The sequence below is a fragment of the Thalassobacter sp. HA4-2 genome, from assembly GCF_055693705.1.
In genome coordinates this window covers 2218557-2241650 of record NZ_JBVFUK010000001.1, presented here as the reverse complement: position 1 = coordinate 2241650, position 23094 = coordinate 2218557, and the positions used below count along the sequence as shown (strand labels likewise).

Genomic DNA, 23094 nt, shown 5'->3' with positions numbered 1-23094 from the left:
CTGGTGTCACCTGACAGACACCTTTTGGACCCACAGACTCGCGCCAATGACGTGTGCCAGACAACCTAAGGCTCTCGGTCCAAAATCGCCTCGCGGGAGTGGGATGCGAAGTCTCGGCTGATCAGGATGAACGTGCACAACACCGTGGCCGCGATCAGGGCATAGGCGCCCAAGAGCCATGCCAGCATCGCCAGCGCAAAGTAGATGGCCCGCAGCCCTCGGTTGAAATTCACGGCCGCGCGGATGTTCAGCTCGGCCGCTTGGGCGGCGCGGCGCACGGCGATGGGGTCGTCGGGTGTGTTGGGCACAGCGGCCATGACCACGGCGCAATATCCGAACAGGCGGTTGCACCAGACGAACTTCAGAAACCCGTGGGCCAGCGGGATCGCGATGGCCAGCAGCTTGACCTGCAACACCAGCGTCGGGATGGCGGCCGCGCTGACGTCCTGTGCGATGGCCGCCACCTGATCAATGTTGCCCAGCACCGCCAGCACCCCGCCAATGGCGATCATGCAGCCCGACGCAAAGAAGGTCGTGCCCTGACGCAAGGTCGTCAGGATCGTCGCGTCAAAGATGCGCGGTTGCCGGGTCAACATCTGGTGCATCCATTCCCGGCGGTAGTCGTCCATCAGGTGCGTGACCGAGGGGCGGCGCTTGGGCGGATGTTCGATCACCCAGCCCGTGGCAATCCACGCTACAAAGAAAACTGCCACCGCAATCACGTCCAAGGGGGGCAAAAGGGCCAGTCTTTCGAGGGGGTCATCATGGTTGCGTCATATCTGTCCCAGAAACATCTTGCCAACCCGGCAAATTGGTATAATTTCCTTACCAATTGCACTTGGCCCGTTTGGGAGGACCTGCCGATGGAAATGCCCACCCCCGATGAATTCGTTCTTGGCCGCAAGGCGCAACTGGTGGCGCGTCTGCGCGAAGGTCTGCCCGCCGATGCCGTGATCGAGGACGAGGCGGAGACGCGCGCCTATGAATGTGACGCTCTGACCGCTTATCGCTGTCCGCCCCTGTGCGCCGTGCTGCCCGCCAGCACCGAGGAAGTGGCTCATGTCCTGCGGGTCTGCCACGCGATGGAGGTGCCCGTGGTGCCGCGTGGATCGGGCACATCGCTGGCCGGTGGCGCGCTGCCCACCGCCGATTGCGTGATCCTTGGGGTCGCGCGGATGAATGACGTGTTGGAGGTGAACTACGCCGACCGTTTCATCCGCGTGCAATCGGGCCGCACCAACCTGAGCGTCACCGGTGCCGTAGAGGCAGACGGCTTTTTCTACGCCCCCGACCCGTCGTCGCAACTGGCCTGTGCGATTGCGGGGAACGTGGGCATGAACTCCGGCGGGGCGCATTGCCTGAAATACGGTGTGACCACGAACAACCTGCTGGGTGTCACCATGGTGACCATGGAAGGCGAGGTGATCGAGGTCGGCGGCGCTCATCTGGACGCAGGGGATCTGGACCTGCTGGGCGTGATCTGCGGATCCGAGGGGCAGCTGGGTGTCGTGACCGAAGCCACCCTGCGCATCCTGCCCAAGCCCGAAGGCGCGCGCCCGGTGCTGATCGGTTTCGACAGCAACGAGGTGGCGGGGGCGTGCGTGGCCGACATCATCAAGGCCGGTGTCCTGCCTGTGGCCATTGAATTCATGGACCGCCTGTGTATCGAGACCACCGAGAAATTCGCCAAGGCGGGCTACCCCGACTGCCATGCCCTGCTGATCATCGAGGTCGAAGGCTCCGACGCCGAGATCGACGAGCAGTTGGGCGTGATCCTCGACATCGCCCGGCGTCACGATCCGGTCGAACTGCGCGAAGCCAAGACCGCCGCCGAGGCCGCCGCCATCTGGCTGGGCCGCAAGTCTGCCTTTGGGGCCATCGGGCAGTTGTCCGATTATATGTGTCTGGACGGCACGATACCGGTGTCAGAGCTGCCCTTCGTGCTGCGCCGGATTGGCGAGCTGTCCGAGGAATACGGCCTGCGCGTGGGCAATGTGTTTCATGCGGGTGATGGCAACATGCACCCTCTGATCCTGTTCGATGCGAACAAGGACGGCGATCTGGAGCTGTGCGAGGCCATGGGCGCGGAGATCCTGAAGCTGTGTGTGGAGGTCGGGGGTTGCCTGACCGGTGAGCATGGCGTGGGCATCGAAAAGCGGGACCTGATGGGCCACCAGTTCACGGATGCGGACATGGAGGCGCAGTTGCGGATCAAGGATGTGTTTGATCCCAAGTGGCTGCTGAATCCGGCCAAGGTCTTTCCGCTGTCCGTGACCGAAGGGCGGCGTGCGGGATAGAGGGGTTTCGGGGCCTGGCCCCGATCCGCTGGGGGAGGCTCTGCCTCCCCCCAGACCCCCACCGAGGGTATTTGTGGAACAATGAGGAGGGGCGTCATGTTTGAACCCCAGACCGAAGACCAAGTGGCCGAAATCGTGCGCAACGCGGCGGGGCCGCTGACCGTTCGGGGCGGAGGGACGCGGGGGCTGGACCCTTTGCGTGGCGACGTGCTGTCGACTGCGGGCCTGTCCGGTGTCACGCTTTATGAACCAGGCGCGCTGACGATTGTAGCCAAGGCGGGAACGCCGTTGATGGAGGTCGAAGCGGCCTTGGCGGCGGAAAACCAGCGCTTGCCCTTCGAGCCGCCGCGTTTTGGCCCAGGCTCTACCATCGGCGGGGTTGTGGCCGAGAACGCCAGTGGTCCACGCCGGATGCAAGCCGGGGCCTGTCGGGACAGTCTGATCGGCGTGCGCTTCGTGGACGGGCGTGGAGATGTGATCAAGAACGGTGGGCGCGTGATGAAGAACGTCACCGGCTACGATCTGGTCAAACTGATGGCCGGGTCGCGCGGGTCGCTGGGTGTGATGACCGAGGTCAGCTTCAAGGTTCTGCCCGGGATCGCGGCGCAAGCGACGCTGGTGTTTGGGGCCGATGACGCGGGCCGTGCGGTGCAGATCATGTCCGCCGCCCTTTGCACCCCGTTCGAGGTCACTGGCGCCGCATGGGACCCCGCGCGCGGGGTCTGCCTGCGGTTGGAGGGGTTCGAGAGTTCCGTGGCCTACCGTGTAGAGGCGCTTTCAAAGGCGCTGGCTGCTGCAGGCGCGCCAGAGGTGCTGATAGGGGCCGACAGTGCCACCCTGTGGGAGTGTATCCGCGACGCGCGGGCCTTCGACGGGGGCGAGGGTGATCTGTGGCGGATCAGCGTGCAGCCCTCGGTGGGGCCGGACGTGGTGGCCGTGCTGCCCGGTGCTCAGGTGATAATGGACTGGGGCGGGGGCCTGATCTGGGCGCAGGTGCCACGCGGCACCGATGTGCGCGCAAAGCTGCCGCCCAAGGGGCACGCAACGCTGGTGCGTGCGGATGATGCCACCCGGGCGGCCCTTGGATCTTTGCAGCCGGATGCCCCCGGTGTCGCGCGTCTGTCCGCAGGGATCCGGGCGCAGTTTGACCCCAAGGGGCTGTTCCGTGCCCAGCCGGTGCCGGCCTGATGGGACTGACACTGGCATTCGGAATTTTGCCCGGGTTGGCCGGCGCGCTGATGGGCTGGGTCTTTCGGGTCTGGACGTTGGCCGCGGCGGCAGCGGCGGGCCTGTGGGCCACGGTCTTTCTGACCCCCGCCTTTGGCGATCTGGGCGTCTTCGCCGTGCCCCTTGTCTTTGGCGCGGCGGCGGGCGGCACGACTTTGGCCCTTTGGCTGTGGCTGCGCTCTCAGTCCAGCGTGTGGTCGCGCATGGCGGTGGCCATGGTGGCCGCCGTGGGGGCAGGAATGGGATTGCTGGCGATGATGCTGGGAGGCACGTAACACATGCAGACGACATTTACCGACGCACAACTGGCCGATCTGGGCACCGCCCGCGCCAACGAGATCCTGCGCACCTGCGTGCACTGCGGGTTCTGCACGGCGACCTGTCCCACGTATCAGGTGCTGGGCGACGAATTGGACAGCCCCCGGGGGCGGATCTATCTGATCAAGGACATGCTGGAGAACGAGCGCGTGCCGGATGCGAAGACCGTCAAGCACATCGACCGCTGCCTGTCCTGTCTGGCCTGCATGACGACCTGCCCCAGCGGTGTGCACTACATGCACTTGGTCGATCACGCGCGGGAATACATCGAGGACAATTACAACCGCCCTTGGTCCGACCGCGCCCTGCGGTGGGTGCTGGCGCGGATTTTGCCCTATCCCATGCGGTTCCGGGTGGCGTTGCTGGGCGCCAAGATGGGGCGGCCCTTTGCGCGCTTCATGCCCGATCCGCGCTTACGGGCGATGCTGGAGATGGCGCCCAAGGTAATCCCGCCGGTCAGCCGCAACGACGATCCCCAGACCTTTCTGCCCGCAGCCCCCAAGCGCAAGCGCGTGGCCCTGATGACCGGCTGTGCCCAGCGTGCGCTGAACACTGACATCAATGACGCCACCATTCGCCTGCTGACCCGGCTGGGCTGCGAGGTGGTGGTGGCCGAGGGGCAGGGGTGCTGCGGTGCCCTGACCCACCACATGGGCAAGACCGCCGAGTCCCATGGCACCGCGGCCAAGAACATCCGCGCATGGCACCGCGAGATGCAGGGCGAGGGTCTTGATGCGATCGTGATCAACACCAGCGGCTGCGGCACGACCGTGAAGGATTACGGCCACATGTTCCGCAACGAGGATTTGGCATCCGAGGCGGCCGCCGTCAGTGCCATCGCCAAGGATGTGAGCGAGGTGCTTATTGACCTGTTGCAGGATGCCCATGTCACCGGCGACGCCCCCGCCATGACCGTGGCGTATCATGCGGCCTGTTCCCTGCAGCACGGCCAGCAGATCAAGACCTTCCCCAAGGACCTGTTGCGCCGGGCCGGGTTCCGGGTGGCCGAACCCAAGGACAGTCACCTGTGTTGCGGGTCTGCGGGTACTTATAACCTGATGCAGCCCGAGATCAGCGGCCAGTTGAAGGCGCGCAAGGTTGAAACCCTTGAGGCGGTGCAACCGGATGTGATCGCAGCGGGCAACATCGGCTGCATGATGCAGATCGGGTCGGGCACGGATGTGCCCATCGTGCATACGGTGGAGCTGTTGGATTGGGCCACGGGCGGGCCCAAGCCGGCAGCCATGGGTGATGTGACTGGTGCGGCAAGTGCCGCCCGCGTGGCCCCGCCCGGTATGGGGACCGTGCCGATCCTGCGTTAATCCGGGCGATACGTTCCCGACAATCACCCAAAGGGCGTGCATCACTGCGCGCCCTTTTGCGTTGCGGGTCCTTTCGACCGGTTTGCCTTGGGGAATCGCCGCGCCCGCGCCCGGGCGACAAAGGTGTCCCCATGGGGACAGTCGTTTCCGCCGATCAGGGGATTCAAGGCGCGGATGTGGCGATATGGACAGATTCGGCAGGGACTCCGCCCCACGCGCCGCAATTTGGAAACAATTTGCCAGAAATGGCCCCGAAAGTGCCCGAAGCTGGGGGATAACCGGCCCCGTTCTTGCCTGACTCCGTGCCCATAAAGAAGGCATCAAGTCAGGAGGCACCTCATGGGCCTAAAGAAATTCATAGCCGGGGCAGTGATGCTTGCCACGACCTCTCTCGGGGGGATGGCCGCCGCAGATGAAGCCTTGCACAGCATCCAGACCGCCGACGATCTGCGCGGGTTCGAGGCAGTGGGTCGCTTGAACCTGGGCGAAAGCGGGTTCTGCACCGCCGCCCTTGTGACGCCGGACGTCATTCTGACCGCCGCCCATTGCCTGTTCTACAAGCACAACGGGGAGCCGATCCCCATGGAAGATGTCGAATTCCAGGCAGGCTTGCGCAATGGCCGGGCCGAGGCTTACCGGGGCATCCGCCGTGTTGTCCTGCACCCGGGCTACAGTTTTGACGGGCACAACGAGTTGCAGCGGGTCGGCAATGATCTGGCCCTGCTGGAGTTGATCCAGCCGATCCGCAACCCCTCCATCGTGCCCTACCGCACCCAGTTGCGGATCGAGACAGGGCAGTCGGTCCAGGTCGTGTCCTATGCCAAGGACCGCGAAGAAGCGCCGTCCCTGCAGCCTGAATGCAGCGTGCTGACCCGGGACGACGATGTCATGGTCCTGTCGTGCGAAGTGGACTTCGGCGCAAGTGGTGCCCCGATCTTTGCCACCTATGGCAACGAGCGTCGGATCGTGTCCGTGGTGTCGGCCAAGGCCGAATGGCAGAACCGCCCTGTCGCACTGGCAGCGGTGCTGGAGGACGAACTGGAAGTACTGGTCGAGGCGTTCCGCGCGACGCCTGCGGGGCCTGTCGCCTCTGCCGCGGGGGCGGGGCAGATCCGGGCCGGTGGTGCGCGGTTCCTTGCCGCCGAGTAACAGACACGGGACTTGAAACAGGTTTGGGCGCTGCCCATCTGGGGAGGTGTCCGGGTGCCGCAAGAAGCGGGCCCGGGCACCATTCGTTTTCGGGGTGCCCAGACGGGGCCCCGTCACTCGTGTCGCTCTAGATGGAGGATACCCATGCGCACTTATGATTTGACCCCCCTGTACCGTGCCACCGTCGGTTTTGACCGGATGGCAGACCTTGTGGACCGTGTTCTGACCACTGAAAGTGGCCAAGGGTCCAGCTACCCGCCCTACAACATCGAAAAGACCGATGAGGATGCCTACCGGATCACGCTCGCCGTGGCAGGTTTCACCGAGGACGAGCTGTCCGTAGAGGTGCGCCAGAACGCGCTCGTGATCGCGGCGGCCAAGGAAAAGACCGACGAGACCGTGCATTACCTGCATCGCGGCATCGCCACCCGGTCTTTCGAGAAGACCTTTCAGCTGGCCGACCACGTACATGTGACCGGTGCACGGGTCGTGGATGGGCTGCTACACGTGGACCTTGTCCGCGAGGTGCCCGAGGCCCTGAAGCCCCGCCGCATCGAGATCGCCCGTGGCGGCCCTGCAGCGATTGAAGGCAAGACCGTCGAGGTCTGAGGCCTTGCGCCCCCTGACGGGGTCGCCCGTTTAAGGTGTTGCGCCCCCTGACGGGGTCGCCGGGGGGCGGGATGCTGGCGCATCCCGCCCTTGCTGTTTGTAAGGGCGCGTGTGGTGGTCGGGTGCAGCGCGGTGTGGCGCGGGCGGGATTGGGTATTTGAAACCCAATGAAGATGTGGCGGCGGGGCAAGGGTGCGCGGATGCGCTAGAACCACTGGCCGGGTTCCATCAGGCCCAGATCCAGCAGCTGTTGCGCTTTCCACTCAAACGGGACGGAATTGTGCCAGTGGAACGTCTCGATCTGGCTGCGGGAGCCCGGGTTGGTGGCCAGCGCCTTGGCCGCGCGGAACGAGCAGACTGCGGCGGTCAGAGAATTGTGCCACGGACAGGCGTAGGTGTTCATCTCTTCGATGTTCAGTGTGTGGTCGTCGCGCAGCTGTACGCCCTCTACGGCGCGAAACAGGCTGATCCGGTCGATTCGCCGCTTTTCCCACGGCACGTGTTCCTCGAAGCGCCAGCGCAGGCCGCCGTAGAAATCCTGTTGGCGGTCCAGCGCGCCGCCTTCGGCCCAGCGGTCCAGCGCGTAGTAGCCTGTGCGATCCAGATTGGCCCATTCCAGATCGACCCCGTTGCCGTGCAGGTGAGCCGAGTAGAGGTCGATGACGTAGGTGAGCACCGCGTCGCGCCGTTCTTCGGTGCAAAAGTGCAAGGCCTCGCCCACGGTGCGGGTTTCAGCAAAGGGGGTGAACAGGTATTCGGCATTGTAGACGTAGCCCATCCATGCACCCGGGGGCACGGCCGCGATCAGGGCGTTCACGGCGGTGGTGGTGAAGGCGGCGGATTTGGCGGGCATCTGTAGGGTGTGGATGCGCGGATCTTGGGCGGCGGGGCTCTCGACCCCCGGGGGCAGGGCGATGACGAGGGATGCGAAGCCTGCGTCCAGATGGTGCTGGATCGTACTGGTCAGCTCCACCCCATCGTCGCAAAGGATCATAAGCACGGGACCCTTTTTCAGGACCTGTCCGCCGTCTTTGCGCAATGCGTCGGGGGTTGCGAAGTGCATGGTCAGCCTCGGGTGGTTCTTTTCGCCTATGGTGCGGGCAGTTGCCGCGCGCTGCAAGCCCTTTGGTTGAACGGGGCGCATCCTTGGGATAGGAGACGCGAAACCCTCCGGAGTTGTGCCATGTCATCCGATCCCACACCCAAGAAGCTGTACATCAAAACTTATGGCTGTCAGATGAACGTCTACGACAGCGAGCGTATGGCCGAGGCCATGGGCACCAAGGGCTATACCCAGACCGACAGCCCCGATGATGCGGATATGATCCTGCTGAACACCTGCCACATCCGCGAGAAGGCCGCCGAGAAAGTCTATTCCGAGCTGGGCCGCTTTCGTCCCCTGCGCGAGGCCAAGCCGGACCTGAAGATCGGGGTCGCGGGATGTGTGGCACAGGCCGAGGGCGAAGAGATCATGCGCCGCCAGCCTATGGTGGATCTGGTCGTGGGGCCGCAAACCTATCACCGTCTGCCCGCCATGATGGACAAGGTCGCGGCGGGTGAGACCGCGCTGGACACGGATTTCCCCGAGGAAGACAAGTTCGAGCATCTGCCAAAAAACCGCCGGCCCCTAGGGCGCCCAACGGCCTTTCTGACCGTGCAAGAGGGCTGCGACAAGTTCTGCGCCTTTTGCGTGGTGCCCTATACCCGCGGGGCCGAGGTCAGCCGCCCGGTCGCCCGCATCCTGGGCGAGGCGCAGGCCTTGGTGGACCGGGGCGTGCGCGAAATCACCTTGCTGGGCCAGAACGTCAATGCCTACCACGGGGAAGGGGAGGGCGGGGAATGGTCCCTTGCGCGTCTGATCTGGGCCCTCAATGACATCGACGGGTTGGAACGGATCCGGTTTACAACCAGCCACCCCAACGAAATGACCGACGACCTGATCGAGGCCCATGGCACCTGCGCCAAGTTGATGCCCTATCTGCACCTGCCTGTGCAGGCCGGGTCGGACCGCATCTTGAAGGCCATGAACCGCAAGCACACGGCGGCCGAATACATTGAAATCATCGACCGTCTGCGCGCCGCCAAGCCGGACCTGTTGTTGTCGGGTGATTTCATCGTCGGTTTCCCCGGCGAGACAGAGGCGGACTTCGAAGACACAATGGCGCTGGTCCGCCGCGTTGGCTACGGGCAGGCCTATTCTTTCAAATACTCCAGCCGCCCGGGCACCCCGGCGGCCGAGAAAGAAGCGGTCAGCGACGCCGTGGCCAGCGATCGGCTGCAGCGCTTGCAGGCGCTTTTGGGGCAGCAACAGCAGGCCGCGCAACAGGCGATGGTGGGGCGCGAGACGAAAGTGCTGTTTGAGAAGGCGGGCCGTCTGCCCGGACAATTGGTGGGCAAGACCGAACACCTGCAAGCCTGCCACGTTGAGGCGCCAGAGGCCTTGTTGGGTCAAGTGGCGCGTGTGCGGATCGAGGCGGCGGCGGCGAACTCCTTGCGTGGTGTGCTTATCTAGCCCTCTGTTAACCTTTGCGAATCTTGGAAGGTCCCATATTTTGGGGCCTTTTTGCTTGAACCCGCCATATGTTTACGATGATGCTAGGCGTGGCGGTGCGGACCAAAGACGCGTGTATTCAGGACCCTAGATGCAGTCCTTCATGTAAGTGCATGGGCCAAGTCTCGCATCAGGGGACAGATATGGCATATAGCGCTTCACAATTGTCCAGCATTTGATACACTTAGAGAAAGCCATGGGCCGGGGCAGGGTCTTTGGACGTATCAGGGCTAAGGTAGAGGGACGTAAACGTGTTTACCCGTAATTCAGCACTCAAATTGGCCGCCGTGGCGCTTACCGCGCTTGGCCTTTCCGTCAGCGCGGGCGTTGCGCAAAACATTGGCGATGTTGGTCAAGACCGGAATGGCCAATATTGGACGTTCGGTTATGATGCCAACGGCCAGCGCACGTGGCTTCAGGGCCGTCAGGCCAATGGCAACACACGCACCGTAATTGCGGAGCGGTATACACCGACCATCTGGACTGACCCCGACGGGTGTGAACACTGGGTGATGGACGACGGCTACGAGGGTTTTATGACCCCCCACGTGACACCGGACGGCAAACCAGTCTGCAACCGCCAGACGTCCTGCCCTGCCATTCCCGTCATGGGCACATTCACCAGCGGTCACAGCCACAAACTGACAGCGAAGGGGCATCAAGCGCTTCTGTCCTACTTTCAGCAGGCGGCGCGTAACTATTCCGCCGTGGCCATCCACGCCCACACCCACGTCACCGGGCAGGACCGCAACAACATCGTGCTGACCACGAACCAAGCCCGCGTTGTGGCCGCAGTCGCCGCGCAAGCGGGGGCACGGGTCATCAAGGCCGAGGGTCACGGTGGGCGCAAGCCGACACCGAAGGGTCACGGCGACTGGGCATGGGCCAACAAACGTATCGAAGTATACTGCTTCCGCTAAGGGTCTTGGGGGACACGCGACATGAAACTAACAAAACTCATCCTTGCCCTTGGTACAGTGGGCGCGCTTGCGGCCTGTACCGGGGAACAGAACAACGGCGATCTGACCCGGGACTACGGTCCCATCGGGGCAGACAGCCTGTCGGGCATGGTGGCTGGTATCTGGGTTGACCCCCGGGGCTGCGATCACTGGATCATTGACGACGGCATCGAGGGCTACTTGTCCCAACGTCTTGATCCCCATGGCAAGCCCGTGTGCTCCGGCACCGCGCCGCCAGAATATGCAACAGGGCCGTTCAAAGGCACCACTGACATTAACGACCCGATCTAAGGTGTCGCTTGATAAAGGCAGAAATCTGGCCGCGGTGGTTCTTCCACCGCGGTTTTTTTGCCTTTGAACTCTTTGGCGCTATCGTGCCAGACAGACCCTTGTCCGCGAAAGGAGCCCCCTTGGACCTGACCCTTGCCCCCGCTTTGGACCACACTCTGGACTTTCCGGACAACAGGCTGCTGATTGACCTGTGCGGCCCTTTTGACAGCCACCTCACCCAGATCGAGTCTCACCTTGGCGTGCAGATTGTGCGCCGGGGCAATCAGGTGCTGGTCACCGGCGAGGCGACGGAGGAAGCCGTGCGCGTCCTGACCGATATGTACACGCGTTTGGAAACTGGCAAAACCGTAGAGGCGGCGGATATCGACGCCGCCATCCGCATGGGCGCGCCCAAGGATACCGGCACCCGGGACGGGGACCAGATCGAGATGTTCAACGCCGGGGGGCTGGAAATCCGCACCCGCAAGAAAACCGTCGAACCCCGGACGGACGCGCAAAAGGCCTACACCCGGGCGCTGCTGGAAAACGAGCTGACCTTCGGGATCGGCCCCGCAGGCACCGGCAAGACCTATATCGCGGTGGCGGCTGCGGTGAACAAGTTCATCGGCGGCGAGGTCGACAAGATCATCCTGTCCCGCCCCGCCGTGGAAGCCGGGGAGCGTTTGGGCTTTCTGCCTGGGGACATGAAGGACAAGGTCGATCCCTACATGCAGCCGCTTTACGATGCGTTGAACGACTTTCTGCCCGCCAAACAGTTGCAAAAACTGCTGGAGGAAAAGCGCATCGAAATCGCTCCCTTGGCGTTCATGCGCGGGCGCACGCTGTCCAACGCCTTTGTGGTGCTGGACGAGGCCCAGAACGCGACCACAATGCAGATGAAGATGTTCCTGACCCGGTTGGGGCAGGGGTCGCGCATGGCGATCACGGGGGACCGGTCACAGGTGGATCTGCCGCGCGGCGTCACTAGTGGTCTGCGCGATGCCGAACGCATCCTCGAGGGGATCAAGGGCATTAGCTTTAACTACTTCACCGCCAAGGACGTGGTCCGCCACCATTTGGTCGCCAAGATCATCGAGGCCTACGACAAGGACACCCCCGAGCAGTGAGCGTTGATCTGCGCGTAGACGGGGCGGGGTGGGACGCGGCCGCCCTGCAAGGCTGGGCCGAGCAGGCGCTGGCCGGGGTGTTGGCGCATTTGGGCCTGACAGCGGACTTCGAGGTCAGCGTTCTGGCCTGCGACGACGCCCAAATCGCCATGCTCAACGCCGAGTTTCGGGGCAAGCCCACGCCAACCAATGTCCTGTCCTGGCCGTCCGAAGAACGCGCGCCGGATGTACCCGGTGCCATGCCCAACCTGCCCATGGACCCAGACCCATGGGATATGGAACTGGGCGACATCGCCATCACCCACGGCGTATGCAGCGCCGAGGCTACGGCGCAGGGCAAGCCCTTTGACGCCCATGTGCGCCACCTTTTGGTGCATGGTATGTTGCACCTGTTGGGTTTTGATCACGAAACGGACCCAGATGCGCGTCTTATGGAAGGATTCGAGGTGGAAATCCTTGCCAAGATGGGGGTTCCCGACCCATATCTGGAAAACGGTGCCATTCTTGGGCCGGACTAACTGGTAAGGAGCCATGTCAGACAAGACCGACCCGTCGTCTACCGCCGCGCCTAGCGCGCATTCAGACGCCAGCCAGGGGGAGCCTGCGCATATCGGGGCCAGACCCGGCTTTTTCAGCCGCGTGTTCGGGGCCAAACGGGACGACGTGCCCGAGATTTCCAATAAGACCAACCAGACGCAACCGGCCGCAACAGTGGCGGGCCTTTTGGCGTTGCGCAGCTTGCGGGTGGACGATGTAGCCATCCCCCGGGCCGAGATCATCGCCGTTCCTGCGGATGTATCGCTGGACGAATTGGTGTCGATCTTTCGCCAAAGCGGGCTGACGCGGCTGCCTGTCTACGAGGATAATTTGGATACGCCCTTGGGTATGGTGCACCTGAAGGACCTTGCACTGCGGTTCGGTTTCAACGGAGAGGGGGCGGAGTTTGCTCTCGCCTCCATGGTGCGCCCGGTCATCTATTGCCCGCCCTCCATGCCCATCGGTGTGCTGCTGCAAAAGATGCAGACGGAACGGCGGCACATGGCGCTGGTGATCGACGAATACGGCGGTGTGGACGGTCTGCTGACCATCGAGGATCTTTTGGAACAGGTTGTGGGCGAGATCGAGGACGAACACGACCAAGAAGAAGGCAAGTTCTGGCGGCAAGAGGCGCCGGGCTGCTACATCGCCCTGTCGCGCACGCCGCTGGACGAGTTCGAGGCAGAGCTGGGCGTGCCCCTGATGCCAGAGGATCAGGACGAGGAAGTGGACACCTTGGGCGGTCTGCTCTTCGTGATGACGGGCCGCGTGCCCTTGCGCGGCGAAGTGGTCTCTCACCCCAGTGGGGTTGAGATCGAAGTCACCGACGCCGACCCGCGCCGGATCAAACGGATGCGCGTGCGTCTGCCCTCTGCCCAGACCAAGGCGGCGGAGTGACCCTTTCCCGCTGGGCCGCGCCAGCGGCCCTCGTGGCCGGCGGGCTGGCAGCGGCCTTGGGCCAAGCGCCGTGGTCCCTGTGGCCCGTGGCTTTGGTGGGCTTTGCGGTCGGACTGTTTTACGTGCCCCGCGCCGCCACATGGCGCGGGCGGTTCGGGCGGGCATGGCTGTGGGGCATGGCGCACTTTGCGCTGGCCCTGTTCTGGATCACGGAACCTTTTCTTGTCGACGCTGCGGTCACAGGCTGGATGGCGCCCTTTGCGTTGCTGGCCATGGCTGGGGGCATGGCGTTGTTCTGGGGCTTGGCCGGTGTTGTGTCGCGCGACCCGGTTGCCATGGCGCTGGCCTTGACGGGGGCGGAGTATCTGCGCGCTACGATCCTGTCAGGCTTTCCCTGGGCGCATCCCGGGCACATCCTGATTGACACAAGCGCGTTGCCCGCAGCCTCCGTCATCGGGCCCCATGGGTTGACGCTGGTGGTTTTGCTGGCGGCGGCGGGCCTTGCTCGGTTGGCGCGCATGCGGTGGCAAGGTGCGGCGCTACTGGCCCCTATGGCGGTGGCTTGGGGGGGCGCTGGCCTTGCCCGCGGCCCCTTTGGCCGGGCCGGATGCGCCCGTGATCCGGTTGGTGCAACCCAACGCGCCACAACACCTGAAGTGGCGCGCGGATCAAATCCCGATCTTCTTTCGACGCGCTGTTCTGGCCACCGGCGCAGAGGGGGCGGATCTGATCGTCTGGCCCGAAACGTCCCTGCCAGAACTTCTGGACCGGTCGGAGGCCAGCCGCGCCGTGATTGCGCAGGCAACGGATGCACCCGTGCTGGTCGGGGCGAACCGCTGGGGCGCGGATGGATACCCCCGCAATTCGGCCGCGCTGCTGACACCCGAGGGTGAGATTGCCGCAACCTATGACAAGCACCACCTCGTGCCCTTTGGTGAATACCTGCCCCTGGAGCGTTACCTTAAACCCTTCGGCATCGCGGCCTTCGCCAACCGGTTGATCGCCGGCTTCCGCCCGGGGCCGCCACCGACAGCGATGGAGGTGCGAGGGGTCGGATCGGTTCTGCCCCTGATCTGTTATGAGATGATCTTTCCCCGATATGCCGCCAGCGCTCCGCGTCCGCGTGTGATCGTACACCTGACCAATGATGCGTGGTTCGGCACGGGGCAGGGGCCGTATCAGCACCTGAACCTGACCCGTCTGCGCGCCGCGGAACAAGGCCTGCCCATTGTACGCGCGGCCAACACCGGGGTGTCCGCCATCATAGACGCACGCGGCACGATTCTGTCGGCGCTGCCTCTTGGAGAAGCCGGGCATCTGGACGGGGCGCTGCCGCCTGCGTTGCCTGCGACAGTTTATGCCAAAACCGGTGACGTGCCGCTGCTTTTTGTGCTTTTGGGGCTGCTATTGGCTGTAAACCTGCGCAGTGGGGCCAGAGGGGTTGCACCTCGGGGACGGCAGGCGTAACGCCGTCGCAGAACTGCCACAACGGCTTCCTGGCGTGGCGGTATAACTTGAATGGAGCGCTTTCATGACAGCCCGCAACAACTACCAATTCACCTCCGAGTCCGTGTCCGAGGGGCACCCCGACAAGGTGTGCGACCGCATTTCAGACGCGGTCCTTGACGCGTTTCTGGCAGAAGATCCGCTGGCCCGTGTGGCCGCCGAAACCTTTGCCACCACAAACCGCGTGGTGATCGGCGGCGAGGTCGGCCTGACAGATCAGGACAAACTGCACGAGTATATGGGCAAGATCGAAGACATCGCGCGCGCCTGCATCAAGGACATCGGGTACGAGCAGGACAAATTCCACTACGCCACTTGCGAGATCACCAACCTGTTGCACGAGCAATCCGCCCATATCGCCCAAGGCGTGACCGGCGAGCGCGGCGACGAAGGGGCTGGCGACCAAGGGATCATGTTCGGCTATGCCGTAGATGAAACGCCCGAGCTGATGCCCGCCCCCATCCAGTATTCCCACGCGATCCTGCGCCGTCTGGCCGAGGTCCGCAAAGACGGCACAGAGCCAAGCCTCGGCCCGGATGCCAAGTCGCAGCTGACGGTGGAATACCGCGATGGCAAGCCTGTGGGCGTGTCGTCCATCGTGTTGTCCACGCAGCACCTGGACGAAAGCATGACCAGCGAAGACGTGCGCGCGGTGGTGGAACCCTACATCCTGGAGGTCCTACCCGAGGGGTGGGTCACCGGGGACACCAAATGGTGGGTGAACCCCACGGGCAAATTCGTCATCGGTGGTCCTGACGGGGACGCCGGTCTGACGGGCCGCAAGATCATCGTGGACACCTACGGTGGCGCGGCTCCCCATGGCGGTGGCGCCTTCTCGGGCAAGGATCCGACCAAGGTGGACCGCTCTGCCGCTTATGCCGCGCGCTATCTGGCGAAGAACGTGGTGGCCGCGGGTCTGGCGACCCGGTGCACGATCCAGCTGTCCTATGCGATCGGTGTGGCCAAGCCCCTGTCGATCTATGCCGACACCCACGGGACTGGCCAAGTGCATGAGACGGCTATCGAGGCGGCAGTCGCGCAGGCCATGGACCTGACGCCCACGGGCATCCGCAATCACCTGCAGATGAACAAGCCCATCTTTCAACGCACGGCGGCTTATGGCCACTTTGGCCGCGCGCCCGAGGCCGATGGCGGTTTCAGCTGGGAAAAAACCGATCTTGTCGAGGCCCTCAAGGCTGCCGTCTGATTTGGGTGTTTGACCAAACGGAGCGGCTGCGCCGCACGACATGTTTTGTAGGAACGGCGGCCAGTGGGTCGCCCTTTTTGCCGAGCGGGTGCCTGTGTCGTCCGTTGGTCTTGGGTATTTGGGACCCAATGAAGCCGGGATCTGTTTTACAGAGGCAGGGCCGTGGTGGATTTCAGATCTTCCATGACGAAAGAAGCAGAGACGTCCTCTAGGTCGATCTTTGCGATCAGGCGTTTGTACAGGTCGTCATAGGCGCGTACGTCGGCGACGCGGGCCTGCAGCATGTAGTCAACGTCACCCGATGTGCGCCATGCAGCCGTAATCTCCGGAAACAATCGCAAGGCGCGTTGGAACCGATCCGCCCAGTCCGCATCATGGTGTCGGGTGCGCACGGCCATCAGAACCGTTAGGGGCAGGCCGATTTTGTCTGCATCGAGCACCGCCACCCGTGCGCGAATGATGCCCATATCCTCCAGCCGTTTGATCCTGCGCCAAGTGGCATTGCGGGAGAGGGTCACCTTTTCTGATAAAGTGTCCAAGGACTGCGCGCAGTCGCGTTGCAGTTCTATCAAGATACGGCGATCTGAGATGTCAAAAGTCTCGTGCATATAGAGTTTACTGGGATAACATTCTAAATTTTGCAAGCTATTTGGAGTCTTTGGGATAAAGTCTGTCTTGAGTGTGGGTAGTCTGCTGCTAAGCAACAGGAGATGCCCATGCTACGTCTTTTCACCGAACACCCCGCCTCTGTTGATGAAACCTACATTGAACACACAGGCTTTGCCTTGCGGTTCGCCTTTTGGCTGGCGGTCGCTGCAGGAGCGGCGTTGATCCACGCCGTGTTCCCTTTTTTGTGCGAGAAAACAGCCAGTCAGATCGTTGCGCGTCTGTATGAAAAGACCCACCGGCGGGGCGCAGTGCTGGCGGAATAGGGTTGACGGTGGCGGGTCTGCACGGCATGCCGCGCCCATGACCGAGACATCCGAACGCCCGCACCGCAATTTTTATGGACGCCGCAAGGGCAAGCATCTCAAGGCGAGCCAAGAGCGTTACGTTGACGAGGATCTTGCGGCGCTGTCTCCGGGGGCTGTGGATTGGGATGTGAACCCGGACCGTGTGCCCTTGGACTTTGGCGCGCTGTTTGGTGGGCGGCCTGTATGGTTGGAAATCGGCTTTGGCGGTGGGGAGCATATGATCCACCAAGCCGGGCTGAACCCCGATGTCGGCATCATTGGGTGCGAGCCGTACATCAACGGTGTTGCGATGTTGCTGGGGAAGATCCGGCGCGCCAACGTGGATAACCTGCGGGTCTATCCCGGGGATGCACGGGACATGTTTGATGTGCTGCCTTCGGCTAGCATCGACCGCGCGTTCCTGCTGTATCCAGACCCTTGGCCCAAGGCGCGTCACCATCGCCGCCGCTTTGTCACGCCCGAGCATCTGGAACCCTTGGCGCGTGTTCTGAAACCCGGAGCGATATTTCGGGTTGCCACCGATATCCCTGATTATGTGCGCCAGACCCTGGAGCAGGTGCCGGGGCACGGTTTTGAATGGCTGGCCGAGGGCCCAGAGGACTGGCGTGTGGCGTGGGATGACTGGACCTCGACCCGTTATGAGCAAAAGGCCCTACGTGAGGGGCGGACACCGCACTATCTGACCTTCCGCAAGACTTAGGGCCGTTAGCGCAATCCGCCGCACGACGTGGCATTGTCACTGCTCCGTAACTTTGGGTAGATGTGCCCAAGGGAATATCGGAGGAACGGCCCATGTCATACGCAGCGACCTACAAGTCTTGGCAAGACAACCCAGAGGCATTCTGGATGGAGGCCGCGCAGGCGATTGATTGGATCACTCCGCCGACCCGTGCCTTGGATGAAAGCAACGCGCCGCTTTATGAGTGGTACACCGATGCCACGGTCAACACCTGTTACAATGCGGTAGACCGGCACGTTGAACGGGGGCGCGGCGATCAGGTCGCAATCATCCACGACAGCCCGATCACGGGCACCGTGCACAAGCTGACCTATTCCGAATTGCGCGACCGTGTGGCAAGCCTTGCGGGGGCTTTGCGCGCGCAGGGTGTGGGCAAGGGGGACCGGGTCATCATCTACATGCCCATGGTGCCAGAAGCGCTAGAGGCCATGCTGGCCTGCGCGCGTTTGGGGGCCGTACACTCGGTCGTGTTCGGCGGCTTTGCCGCGAACGAACTGGCGGTGCGGATTGACGACGCAACCCCCAAGGCGATCATCGCGGCGTCCTGCGGGTTGGAACCGGGTCGCGTGGTCCACTACAAACCTCTGCTGGACGGGGCGATTGAATTGGCCACTCACAAGCCTGATTTCTGCGTGATCTTCCAGCGCGAACAGGAAGTGGCCAAGCTGGGCCCGCGGGACGTGGACTGGCACGGGTTCCAAGCGGGCGTGGAGCCTGCGGATTGTGTGCCCGTGGGCGGCGGTGACCCGGCCTATATTCTGTACACCAGCGGCACCACCGGTCAGCCCAAGGGCGTTCTGCGGCCCACGGCGGGGCACCTTGTGGCCCTGAACTGGACCATGAAGAACATCTATGATGTGGATCCGGGCGATGTGTTCTGGGCCGCCTCGGATGTGGGCTGGGTCGTGGGCCACAGCTACATCTGCTATGCGCCGCTGATCACCGGCAACACCACCATCGTGTTCGAGGGCAAGCCTGTGGGCACCCCCGATGCAGGCACCTTCTGGCGCGTGATTTCCGAACATAACGTAAAGGCGTTCTTCACCGCGCCCACCGCTTTCCGGGCTGTGAAACGCGAGGATCCCAAAGGCGACTTCGTCAAGAAGTATGATCTGTCTTGTCTCAAGAACGTCTTTCTGGCCGGTGAACGTGCGGACCCCGACACCATCGAATGGGCGCAAAATCAGCTGGGCGTCCCGGTGATTGATCACTGGTGGCAGACGGAAACCGGCTATGCGATTGCGGCAAACCCCATGGGGCTAGAGGCGCTGCCCGTAAAACTGGGCTCGCCTGCGGTGCCGATGCCGGGCTTTGACGTGCAAATTCTGGATGATGCGGGCCACCCCGTCGGCCCAGACACATTGGGCGCGATTGCGATTAAACTGCCCTTGCCGCCGGGCACATTGCCCGGGCTTTGGAACGCCGAAGAGCGGTTCAGGAAAAGCTACCTCAACACCTTCCCCGGCTACTACGAAACCGGCGACGCGGGCATGGTGGATGCGGATGGGTACCTTTACATCATGGCCCGCACGGATGACGTGATCAACGTCGCGGGGCACCGCCTGTCCACCGGCGGCATGGAAGAGGTGCTGGCCGCCCATCCTGATGTCGCTGAATGTGCCGTGATCGGTGTGACGGACACGTTGAAAGGGCAATTGCCGGTCGGCTTCCTGTGCCTGAACGGTGGCAGTGATCGCGACCATAGCGAGGTCGTTGCAGAGTGTGTAAAGATGGTGCGCGATAAGATTGGACCCGTCGCAGCCTTCAAACTGGCCTGTGTGGTGGACCGTCTGCCCAAGACCCGTTCGGGCAAAATTCTGCGTGGCACCATGGTCAATATCGCAGACGGCACGCCTTTCAAAATGCCTGCGACGATTGATGACCCCGCGATTTTGGACGAGATCAAAGCCGCCCTTGAAACCATTGGATATGCCAAAGCCTAAGGGCTTTGGCGGGATGCGCATATCGTGTGTCTGATATTGTTTACACCGTGCGTGTAACACTTTTGAGCAATGTTATTTGAAAACGGTTCGCGCTTGGGTTACTGATGTGTGGGGAGCTACAATCTAAGGTCGAGTGCTGCCAAAACCTGCGGCGCGCGAAGGGAGGTCCGTGAAGGGCGAATTATCCGGTATGGACCGCACCGCATCTGCATCAGTGTCCGTTGATCAAGAAGTCGCAATGCTGTCTCACGACATCCGCTCTGCCGTGTCAGACGTGATTGGTGGGCTGCGTTTGATCGAGATGCAGGACCTCGACCCCCAGCTGCGTGACCAATTGGGCGGTGTGCAAGAGGCTTCCGAGGTGTTGGCACGCCTTGTGGAAGATGCGCTGTTGCTGGTGTCGGGCGACGCAACCCCGCCTCCCATGGCAGGTAACCTGCACTTGTTGCGTATGCTTGAGGACAAAAAGAAACGCTGGGGCATCCGTGCACGTCGGGCGGGGGTGTCTTTTGCGTTTCACCAAGGTCCGGATCTGCCCGAAGTTGTGCAATTGGACCGCCTCGCCTTGGAACGTGTTTTGTCCAATCTGATCAGCAATGCCGTGAAATATGCGGGCGACGGGTCTGTCGCCGTGCGTGTCGTCATGGACCCGGATCACGCGCTGGTTTTTTCGGTGTATGATACCGGCCCCGGGTTTAGTGAGGCGGCTTTGGCCAGTATATTTGTACCGGGCAAACGCCCCGAGGGTGCAGATCACGCGGGCAGCGGTCTTGGGCTGCATATCTCCAAGAAGTATGCGGACCAGCTGGGCGGAGCCCTACAGGTGTCGAACCATACCGATGGTGGGGCTCTGTGTGTTTTGTCGATCCCGGCCACCAAGTGGCGGGCGGCGGAAATGGACACGCGGCTATTGCCGGATTTGTCAGCCTACCGTGTGCTGGTGGCGGATGACAATGACACCAACCAGTTGCTGGTCAGTCAGATGCTGGCCACCATGGGGGCAGAGTGTGAAATTGCCACCGACGGGGTGGAGGCGCTGAACTGGCTGGCCCGCGAGACGTTTGATCTGGCTTTGATTGATATCGAAATGCCACGTCTGGGCGGGCTGGACGTGTTGCGCACAGAACGGGACCGGCAAACGCGCAAACTGGCCCCGCGTATGGCGCTGGTTGCAATGACCGCCTACATCCTTCGCGACAACCGCGATGCAATCTATAGCGCCGGGGCCGACGGGATCTTGGCCAAACCTCTCGTCTCTATCGAAAGTTTTGGGCACGCGGTTCTACACTACGTCGTCTCGGTCAAGGGCGGGGCCGAGCATGCAGTGCAGGCGCAGGGTCAAAGCAGATCTTTCGATCGGGATACGCTGGTCACACTCCTACAGGTGGCGGGGCCAGAGCAGGCGTTGGAGTTGATGCGCCGTTTGCTTGCCGATCTGAAAAATGTGGCCGAGGGGCTAGAGGCTGGGTTAGTGGCCAATGTTGCGTCAGAGGTCCGCGCACACACCCATGTTCTGATTTCGCTGGGCGCTGCGGTCGGGGCAGGTCAGTGTGTGGCGCTGTCGCGTCATTTGAATACGCTGGCGCGCGAACAGCGCGATATGGGAGAAACGGGCCACCAGTTGATCAAGGTCCTTGCCCGGCTGCGGTCAGACCTGATGGCCTTTGACGCCAAGAATACGAAAGTCACATCATGAGCACGGTTCTATTGGTCGAGGACAACGCCACCCTGAGCACCTATTATGAAAAGATCTTGCGGGCCTCCGGTCACTCGGTTCTACGGGCGGCCAATGCGGCCCAGGGGTTGCAGGCCTTTACTGATGCCCAGCCCAAAGTGGTGGCCCTTGATCTGGTCCTGCCTGACCGTGACGGATTGGATATGATGCGCGACTGCCTGGCCCAATCCCCCGATTGCCGATTTGTGGTGATCACGGCCCACGGGTCCATTCCAGCGGCGGTCGAAAGCATGCGTCAAGGCGCGTTCGAGTTCTTGCCCAAACCTTTTAGCGATGATCAGTTTATCACAGCGATCGACCGCGCCGTTGAGGCCAAGGCGACAGGGTGGCAGGTCGTGTTGCCCGCCAGCGGGCCGGCCAAGGCATCCGACCCTGGCTCCATTCCGTCCCTGCCAGGTATCATTGGCACCAGCCCCACCATCCAAGAGGTGTCGCGCCAGATCCGCGCGGTGGCAGACAGCCCCGCCCCCATCACGCTGATCGGGCCCGAGGGCACGGGAAAGCTTGCCTTCGCGAAAGCGGTGCATGGGTTGTCCGGGCGCGCACAGGGTCCGTTCAAGCTGGTCCGGTCGAGCGGGGCGGCCAGCCAGCATCAGGTGCAAATGATCACAGAGGCGTATTGTGACGCGCGCGGTGGAACGCTGGCCCTTGATATCTCGACTGCGATTGGGGCCTCTGCCCAGGACCGTCTGCTGGGCCTGATCCGTGACGACCTTGGGCGCGTCGATGCCCCTCGCCTCTTGGCACTTTGCGCCGATGACCCGTTGGCCCGGGCCCGCAGTGGGCAGATCAACAACGCACTGTTGCACCAATTGTTTGTCGTGCCGATCCACATCCCGCCCTTGCGTGACCGGGGCGAGGACGTGATCACGCTGGCCAACGCTGCCTTGCGTGAATTCGACACGCGCACGGAGGGACGGATTTCGGGCCTGTCCCCAGAGGTGGCCGAGATTTTCCGCACCTACGACTGGCCTGGCAATGTGCGGCAGTTGTTGAATGTGATCCGGTCCGTGGTCTTGATGCACAAAGGTCCCTTGATCACCCCCGATATGCTGCCCCATGCGATTGCCCGGGGCGTGGCGGTTTCAATGCCGACCGTTCCCTTTATTGGTCTGTCACTGGCCCAGGCCGAGCGGGCCTTCATTGAACAGGCCATCCAAGATCACGGCGGCTCTATCCCGCGGGCGGCGGCGATCCTTGGGGTGTCCCCCTCGACACTCTATCGCAAGCGCGAGGCTTGGGCCCGCGAGGACGAAGACTAGCGCCCCTTGCGCTTGGATCGGGGCGGGGTCACACTGACATCGTAATAAACGGGGTGATGCGATGTCCAAGTCTGAACAATCCCTGCGCGCGGCGGCCCTTGGGGTTCGCGAAAACGCCCACGCGCCCTATTCGGGGTTCCACGTAGGTGCCGCGATCCGCACGACATCGGGCGATGTCTACGTCGGCTGCAACGTCGAAAACGCGGCCTACCCCGAGGGCACCTGTGCCGAGGCTGGCGCGATCGCGGCCATGTGCGCCGCCGGTGCGCGCGGGATTGCGGAGGTCTACGTCGTGGCGGGCTCTCCGGATCCGGTGCCGCCCTGTGGCGGATGTCGCCAAAAGCTGGCCGAATTTGCCAAGCCTGACGTAACTGTGACGCTGGCCACGTTGGAAGGGGCGGAGCGCACCATGACCATAGCCGAGCTGTTACCCGGCGCCTTCGGCGCGGCCCACATGGATTGATC

23 protein-coding genes, 1 pseudogene and 1 riboswitch are annotated in these 23094 nt (G+C 62.8%); of the genes and pseudogenes, 21 read left to right on the top strand and 3 right to left on the bottom strand.

The features are described 5' to 3' along the window. Nucleotides 1–65: 65 nt before the first annotated feature. Nucleotides 66–713, bottom strand: a complete 648-nt coding sequence (locus ACZ1G0_RS11175) for a DUF599 domain-containing protein (protein WP_472737008.1) — start codon at nucleotides 711–713, stop codon at nucleotides 66–68. Between the two features lie 150 nt (nucleotides 714–863). Here ACZ1G0_RS11175 and ACZ1G0_RS11170 point away from each other — a divergent pair, with 150 nt between their 5' ends. From ACZ1G0_RS11170 to ACZ1G0_RS11145, 6 genes are all read left to right on the top strand, one after another. After that, nucleotides 864–2297, top strand: a complete 1434-nt coding sequence (locus tag ACZ1G0_RS11170; RefSeq protein ID WP_472737007.1) for an FAD-linked oxidase C-terminal domain-containing protein — start codon at nucleotides 864–866, stop codon at nucleotides 2295–2297. A gap of 96 nt (nucleotides 2298–2393) precedes the next feature. Continuing rightward, nucleotides 2394–3485, top strand: a complete 1092-nt coding sequence (locus tag ACZ1G0_RS11165) for an FAD-binding protein (protein ID WP_472737006.1) — start codon at nucleotides 2394–2396, stop codon at nucleotides 3483–3485. Beyond that, entirely contained in the window at nucleotides 3485–3799 is a 315-nt protein-coding gene (locus ACZ1G0_RS11160) for a hypothetical protein (protein WP_472737005.1), read from the top strand. Before ACZ1G0_RS11165 ends, ACZ1G0_RS11160 begins: the two co-directional genes overlap by 1 nt. Before the next feature lie 3 nt (nucleotides 3800–3802). Further along, nucleotides 3803–5164, top strand: coding sequence for a glycolate oxidase subunit GlcF (gene glcF, locus ACZ1G0_RS11155; RefSeq protein ID WP_472737004.1), 1362 nt, complete (start codon nucleotides 3803–3805; stop codon nucleotides 5162–5164). A gap of 339 nt (nucleotides 5165–5503) precedes the next feature. Then, nucleotides 5504–6313 carry a trypsin-like serine peptidase gene (locus ACZ1G0_RS11150; protein ID WP_472737003.1) on the top strand — a complete coding sequence of 270 codons (810 nt, stop codon included), beginning with the start codon at nucleotides 5504–5506 and terminating at the stop codon, nucleotides 6311–6313. A 144-nt stretch (nucleotides 6314–6457) separates the two neighbouring features. Beyond that, nucleotides 6458–6922 carry an Hsp20 family protein gene (locus ACZ1G0_RS11145; RefSeq protein WP_472737002.1) on the top strand — a complete coding sequence of 155 codons (465 nt, stop codon included), beginning with the start codon at nucleotides 6458–6460 and terminating at the stop codon, nucleotides 6920–6922. Between the two features lie 205 nt (nucleotides 6923–7127). On the opposite strand, the gene ACZ1G0_RS11140 is transcribed toward ACZ1G0_RS11145, so the two are convergent. Further along, nucleotides 7128–7985: a hypothetical protein gene (locus tag ACZ1G0_RS11140; RefSeq protein ID WP_472737001.1), complete on the bottom strand. Its 858-nt coding sequence runs from the start codon at nucleotides 7983–7985 to the stop codon at nucleotides 7128–7130. 120 nt (nucleotides 7986–8105) lie between these two features. Here ACZ1G0_RS11140 and miaB point away from each other — a divergent pair, with 120 nt between their 5' ends. From miaB to metK, 9 genes and pseudogenes are all read left to right on the top strand, one after another. Further along, nucleotides 8106–9434, top strand: a complete 1329-nt coding sequence (gene miaB / locus ACZ1G0_RS11135; protein WP_472737000.1) for a tRNA (N6-isopentenyl adenosine(37)-C2)-methylthiotransferase MiaB — start codon at nucleotides 8106–8108, stop codon at nucleotides 9432–9434. A 290-nt stretch (nucleotides 9435–9724) separates the two neighbouring features. After that, nucleotides 9725–10393, top strand: coding sequence for an OmpA family protein (locus tag ACZ1G0_RS11130; RefSeq protein ID WP_472736999.1), 669 nt, complete (start codon nucleotides 9725–9727; stop codon nucleotides 10391–10393). A 21-nt stretch (nucleotides 10394–10414) separates the two neighbouring features. Then, nucleotides 10415–10723: a hypothetical protein gene (locus tag ACZ1G0_RS11125; protein ID WP_472736998.1), complete on the top strand. Its 309-nt coding sequence runs from the start codon at nucleotides 10415–10417 to the stop codon at nucleotides 10721–10723. Between the two features lie 119 nt (nucleotides 10724–10842). After that, nucleotides 10843–11829 (top strand): PhoH family protein, encoded by a 987-nt coding sequence (locus tag ACZ1G0_RS11120; RefSeq protein ID WP_472736997.1) that lies wholly within the window; start codon nucleotides 10843–10845, stop codon nucleotides 11827–11829. After that, complete coding sequence (gene ybeY / locus ACZ1G0_RS11115; protein WP_472736996.1) at nucleotides 11826–12347, top strand: rRNA maturation RNase YbeY; 522 nt, start codon at nucleotides 11826–11828, stop codon at nucleotides 12345–12347. Before ACZ1G0_RS11120 ends, ybeY begins: the two co-directional genes overlap by 4 nt. Before the next feature lie 13 nt (nucleotides 12348–12360). Further along, nucleotides 12361–13263, top strand: a complete 903-nt coding sequence (locus ACZ1G0_RS11110) for a hemolysin family protein (protein WP_472736995.1) — start codon at nucleotides 12361–12363, stop codon at nucleotides 13261–13263. After that, nucleotides 13260–13700 (top strand): annotated as a pseudogene (locus ACZ1G0_RS11105) (apolipoprotein N-acyltransferase); the annotation flags it as partial. The gene ACZ1G0_RS11110 and the pseudogene ACZ1G0_RS11105, both read left to right, overlap by 4 nt. A gap of 142 nt (nucleotides 13701–13842) precedes the next feature. Continuing rightward, on the top strand, nucleotides 13843–14730 hold the full coding sequence (lnt, locus tag ACZ1G0_RS11100) for an apolipoprotein N-acyltransferase (protein WP_472737799.1): 888 nt from the start codon (nucleotides 13843–13845) through the stop codon (nucleotides 14728–14730). Between the two features lie 10 nt (nucleotides 14731–14740). Beyond that, nucleotides 14741–14789: riboswitch (SAM-SAH riboswitch) on the top strand. Between the two features lie 5 nt (nucleotides 14790–14794). Further along, nucleotides 14795–15976: a methionine adenosyltransferase gene (gene metK / locus ACZ1G0_RS11095; protein WP_472736994.1), complete on the top strand. Its 1182-nt coding sequence runs from the start codon at nucleotides 14795–14797 to the stop codon at nucleotides 15974–15976. A 146-nt stretch (nucleotides 15977–16122) separates the two neighbouring features. Here metK and ACZ1G0_RS11090 read toward each other — a convergent pair whose 3' ends face one another. Further along, nucleotides 16123–16584 (bottom strand): Lrp/AsnC family transcriptional regulator, encoded by a 462-nt coding sequence (locus ACZ1G0_RS11090; RefSeq protein ID WP_472736993.1) that lies wholly within the window; start codon nucleotides 16582–16584, stop codon nucleotides 16123–16125. A gap of 108 nt (nucleotides 16585–16692) precedes the next feature. Between ACZ1G0_RS11090 and ACZ1G0_RS11085 the strand changes: the two genes are divergently transcribed. From ACZ1G0_RS11085 to ACZ1G0_RS11060, 6 genes are all read left to right on the top strand, one after another. Beyond that, nucleotides 16693–16908 (top strand): DUF6356 family protein, encoded by a 216-nt coding sequence (locus tag ACZ1G0_RS11085; RefSeq protein WP_472736992.1) that lies wholly within the window; start codon nucleotides 16693–16695, stop codon nucleotides 16906–16908. 37 nt (nucleotides 16909–16945) lie between these two features. Then, complete coding sequence (gene trmB / locus ACZ1G0_RS11080; protein ID WP_472736991.1) at nucleotides 16946–17650, top strand: tRNA (guanine(46)-N(7))-methyltransferase TrmB; 705 nt, start codon at nucleotides 16946–16948, stop codon at nucleotides 17648–17650. A gap of 92 nt (nucleotides 17651–17742) precedes the next feature. Continuing rightward, complete coding sequence (gene prpE / locus ACZ1G0_RS11075) at nucleotides 17743–19632, top strand: propionate-CoA ligase PrpE (protein ID WP_472736990.1); 1890 nt, start codon at nucleotides 17743–17745, stop codon at nucleotides 19630–19632. 169 nt (nucleotides 19633–19801) lie between these two features. After that, complete coding sequence (locus ACZ1G0_RS11070) at nucleotides 19802–21328, top strand: ATP-binding response regulator (RefSeq protein ID WP_472736989.1); 1527 nt, start codon at nucleotides 19802–19804, stop codon at nucleotides 21326–21328. Further along, complete coding sequence (locus ACZ1G0_RS11065; RefSeq protein WP_472736988.1) at nucleotides 21325–22629, top strand: sigma-54-dependent transcriptional regulator; 1305 nt, start codon at nucleotides 21325–21327, stop codon at nucleotides 22627–22629. The genes ACZ1G0_RS11070 and ACZ1G0_RS11065 overlap by 4 nt, the downstream gene beginning before the upstream one ends. Before the next feature lie 61 nt (nucleotides 22630–22690). After that, nucleotides 22691–23092 carry a cytidine deaminase gene (locus ACZ1G0_RS11060; protein WP_472736987.1) on the top strand — a complete coding sequence of 134 codons (402 nt, stop codon included), beginning with the start codon at nucleotides 22691–22693 and terminating at the stop codon, nucleotides 23090–23092. Nucleotides 23093–23094 lie beyond the last annotated feature (2 nt).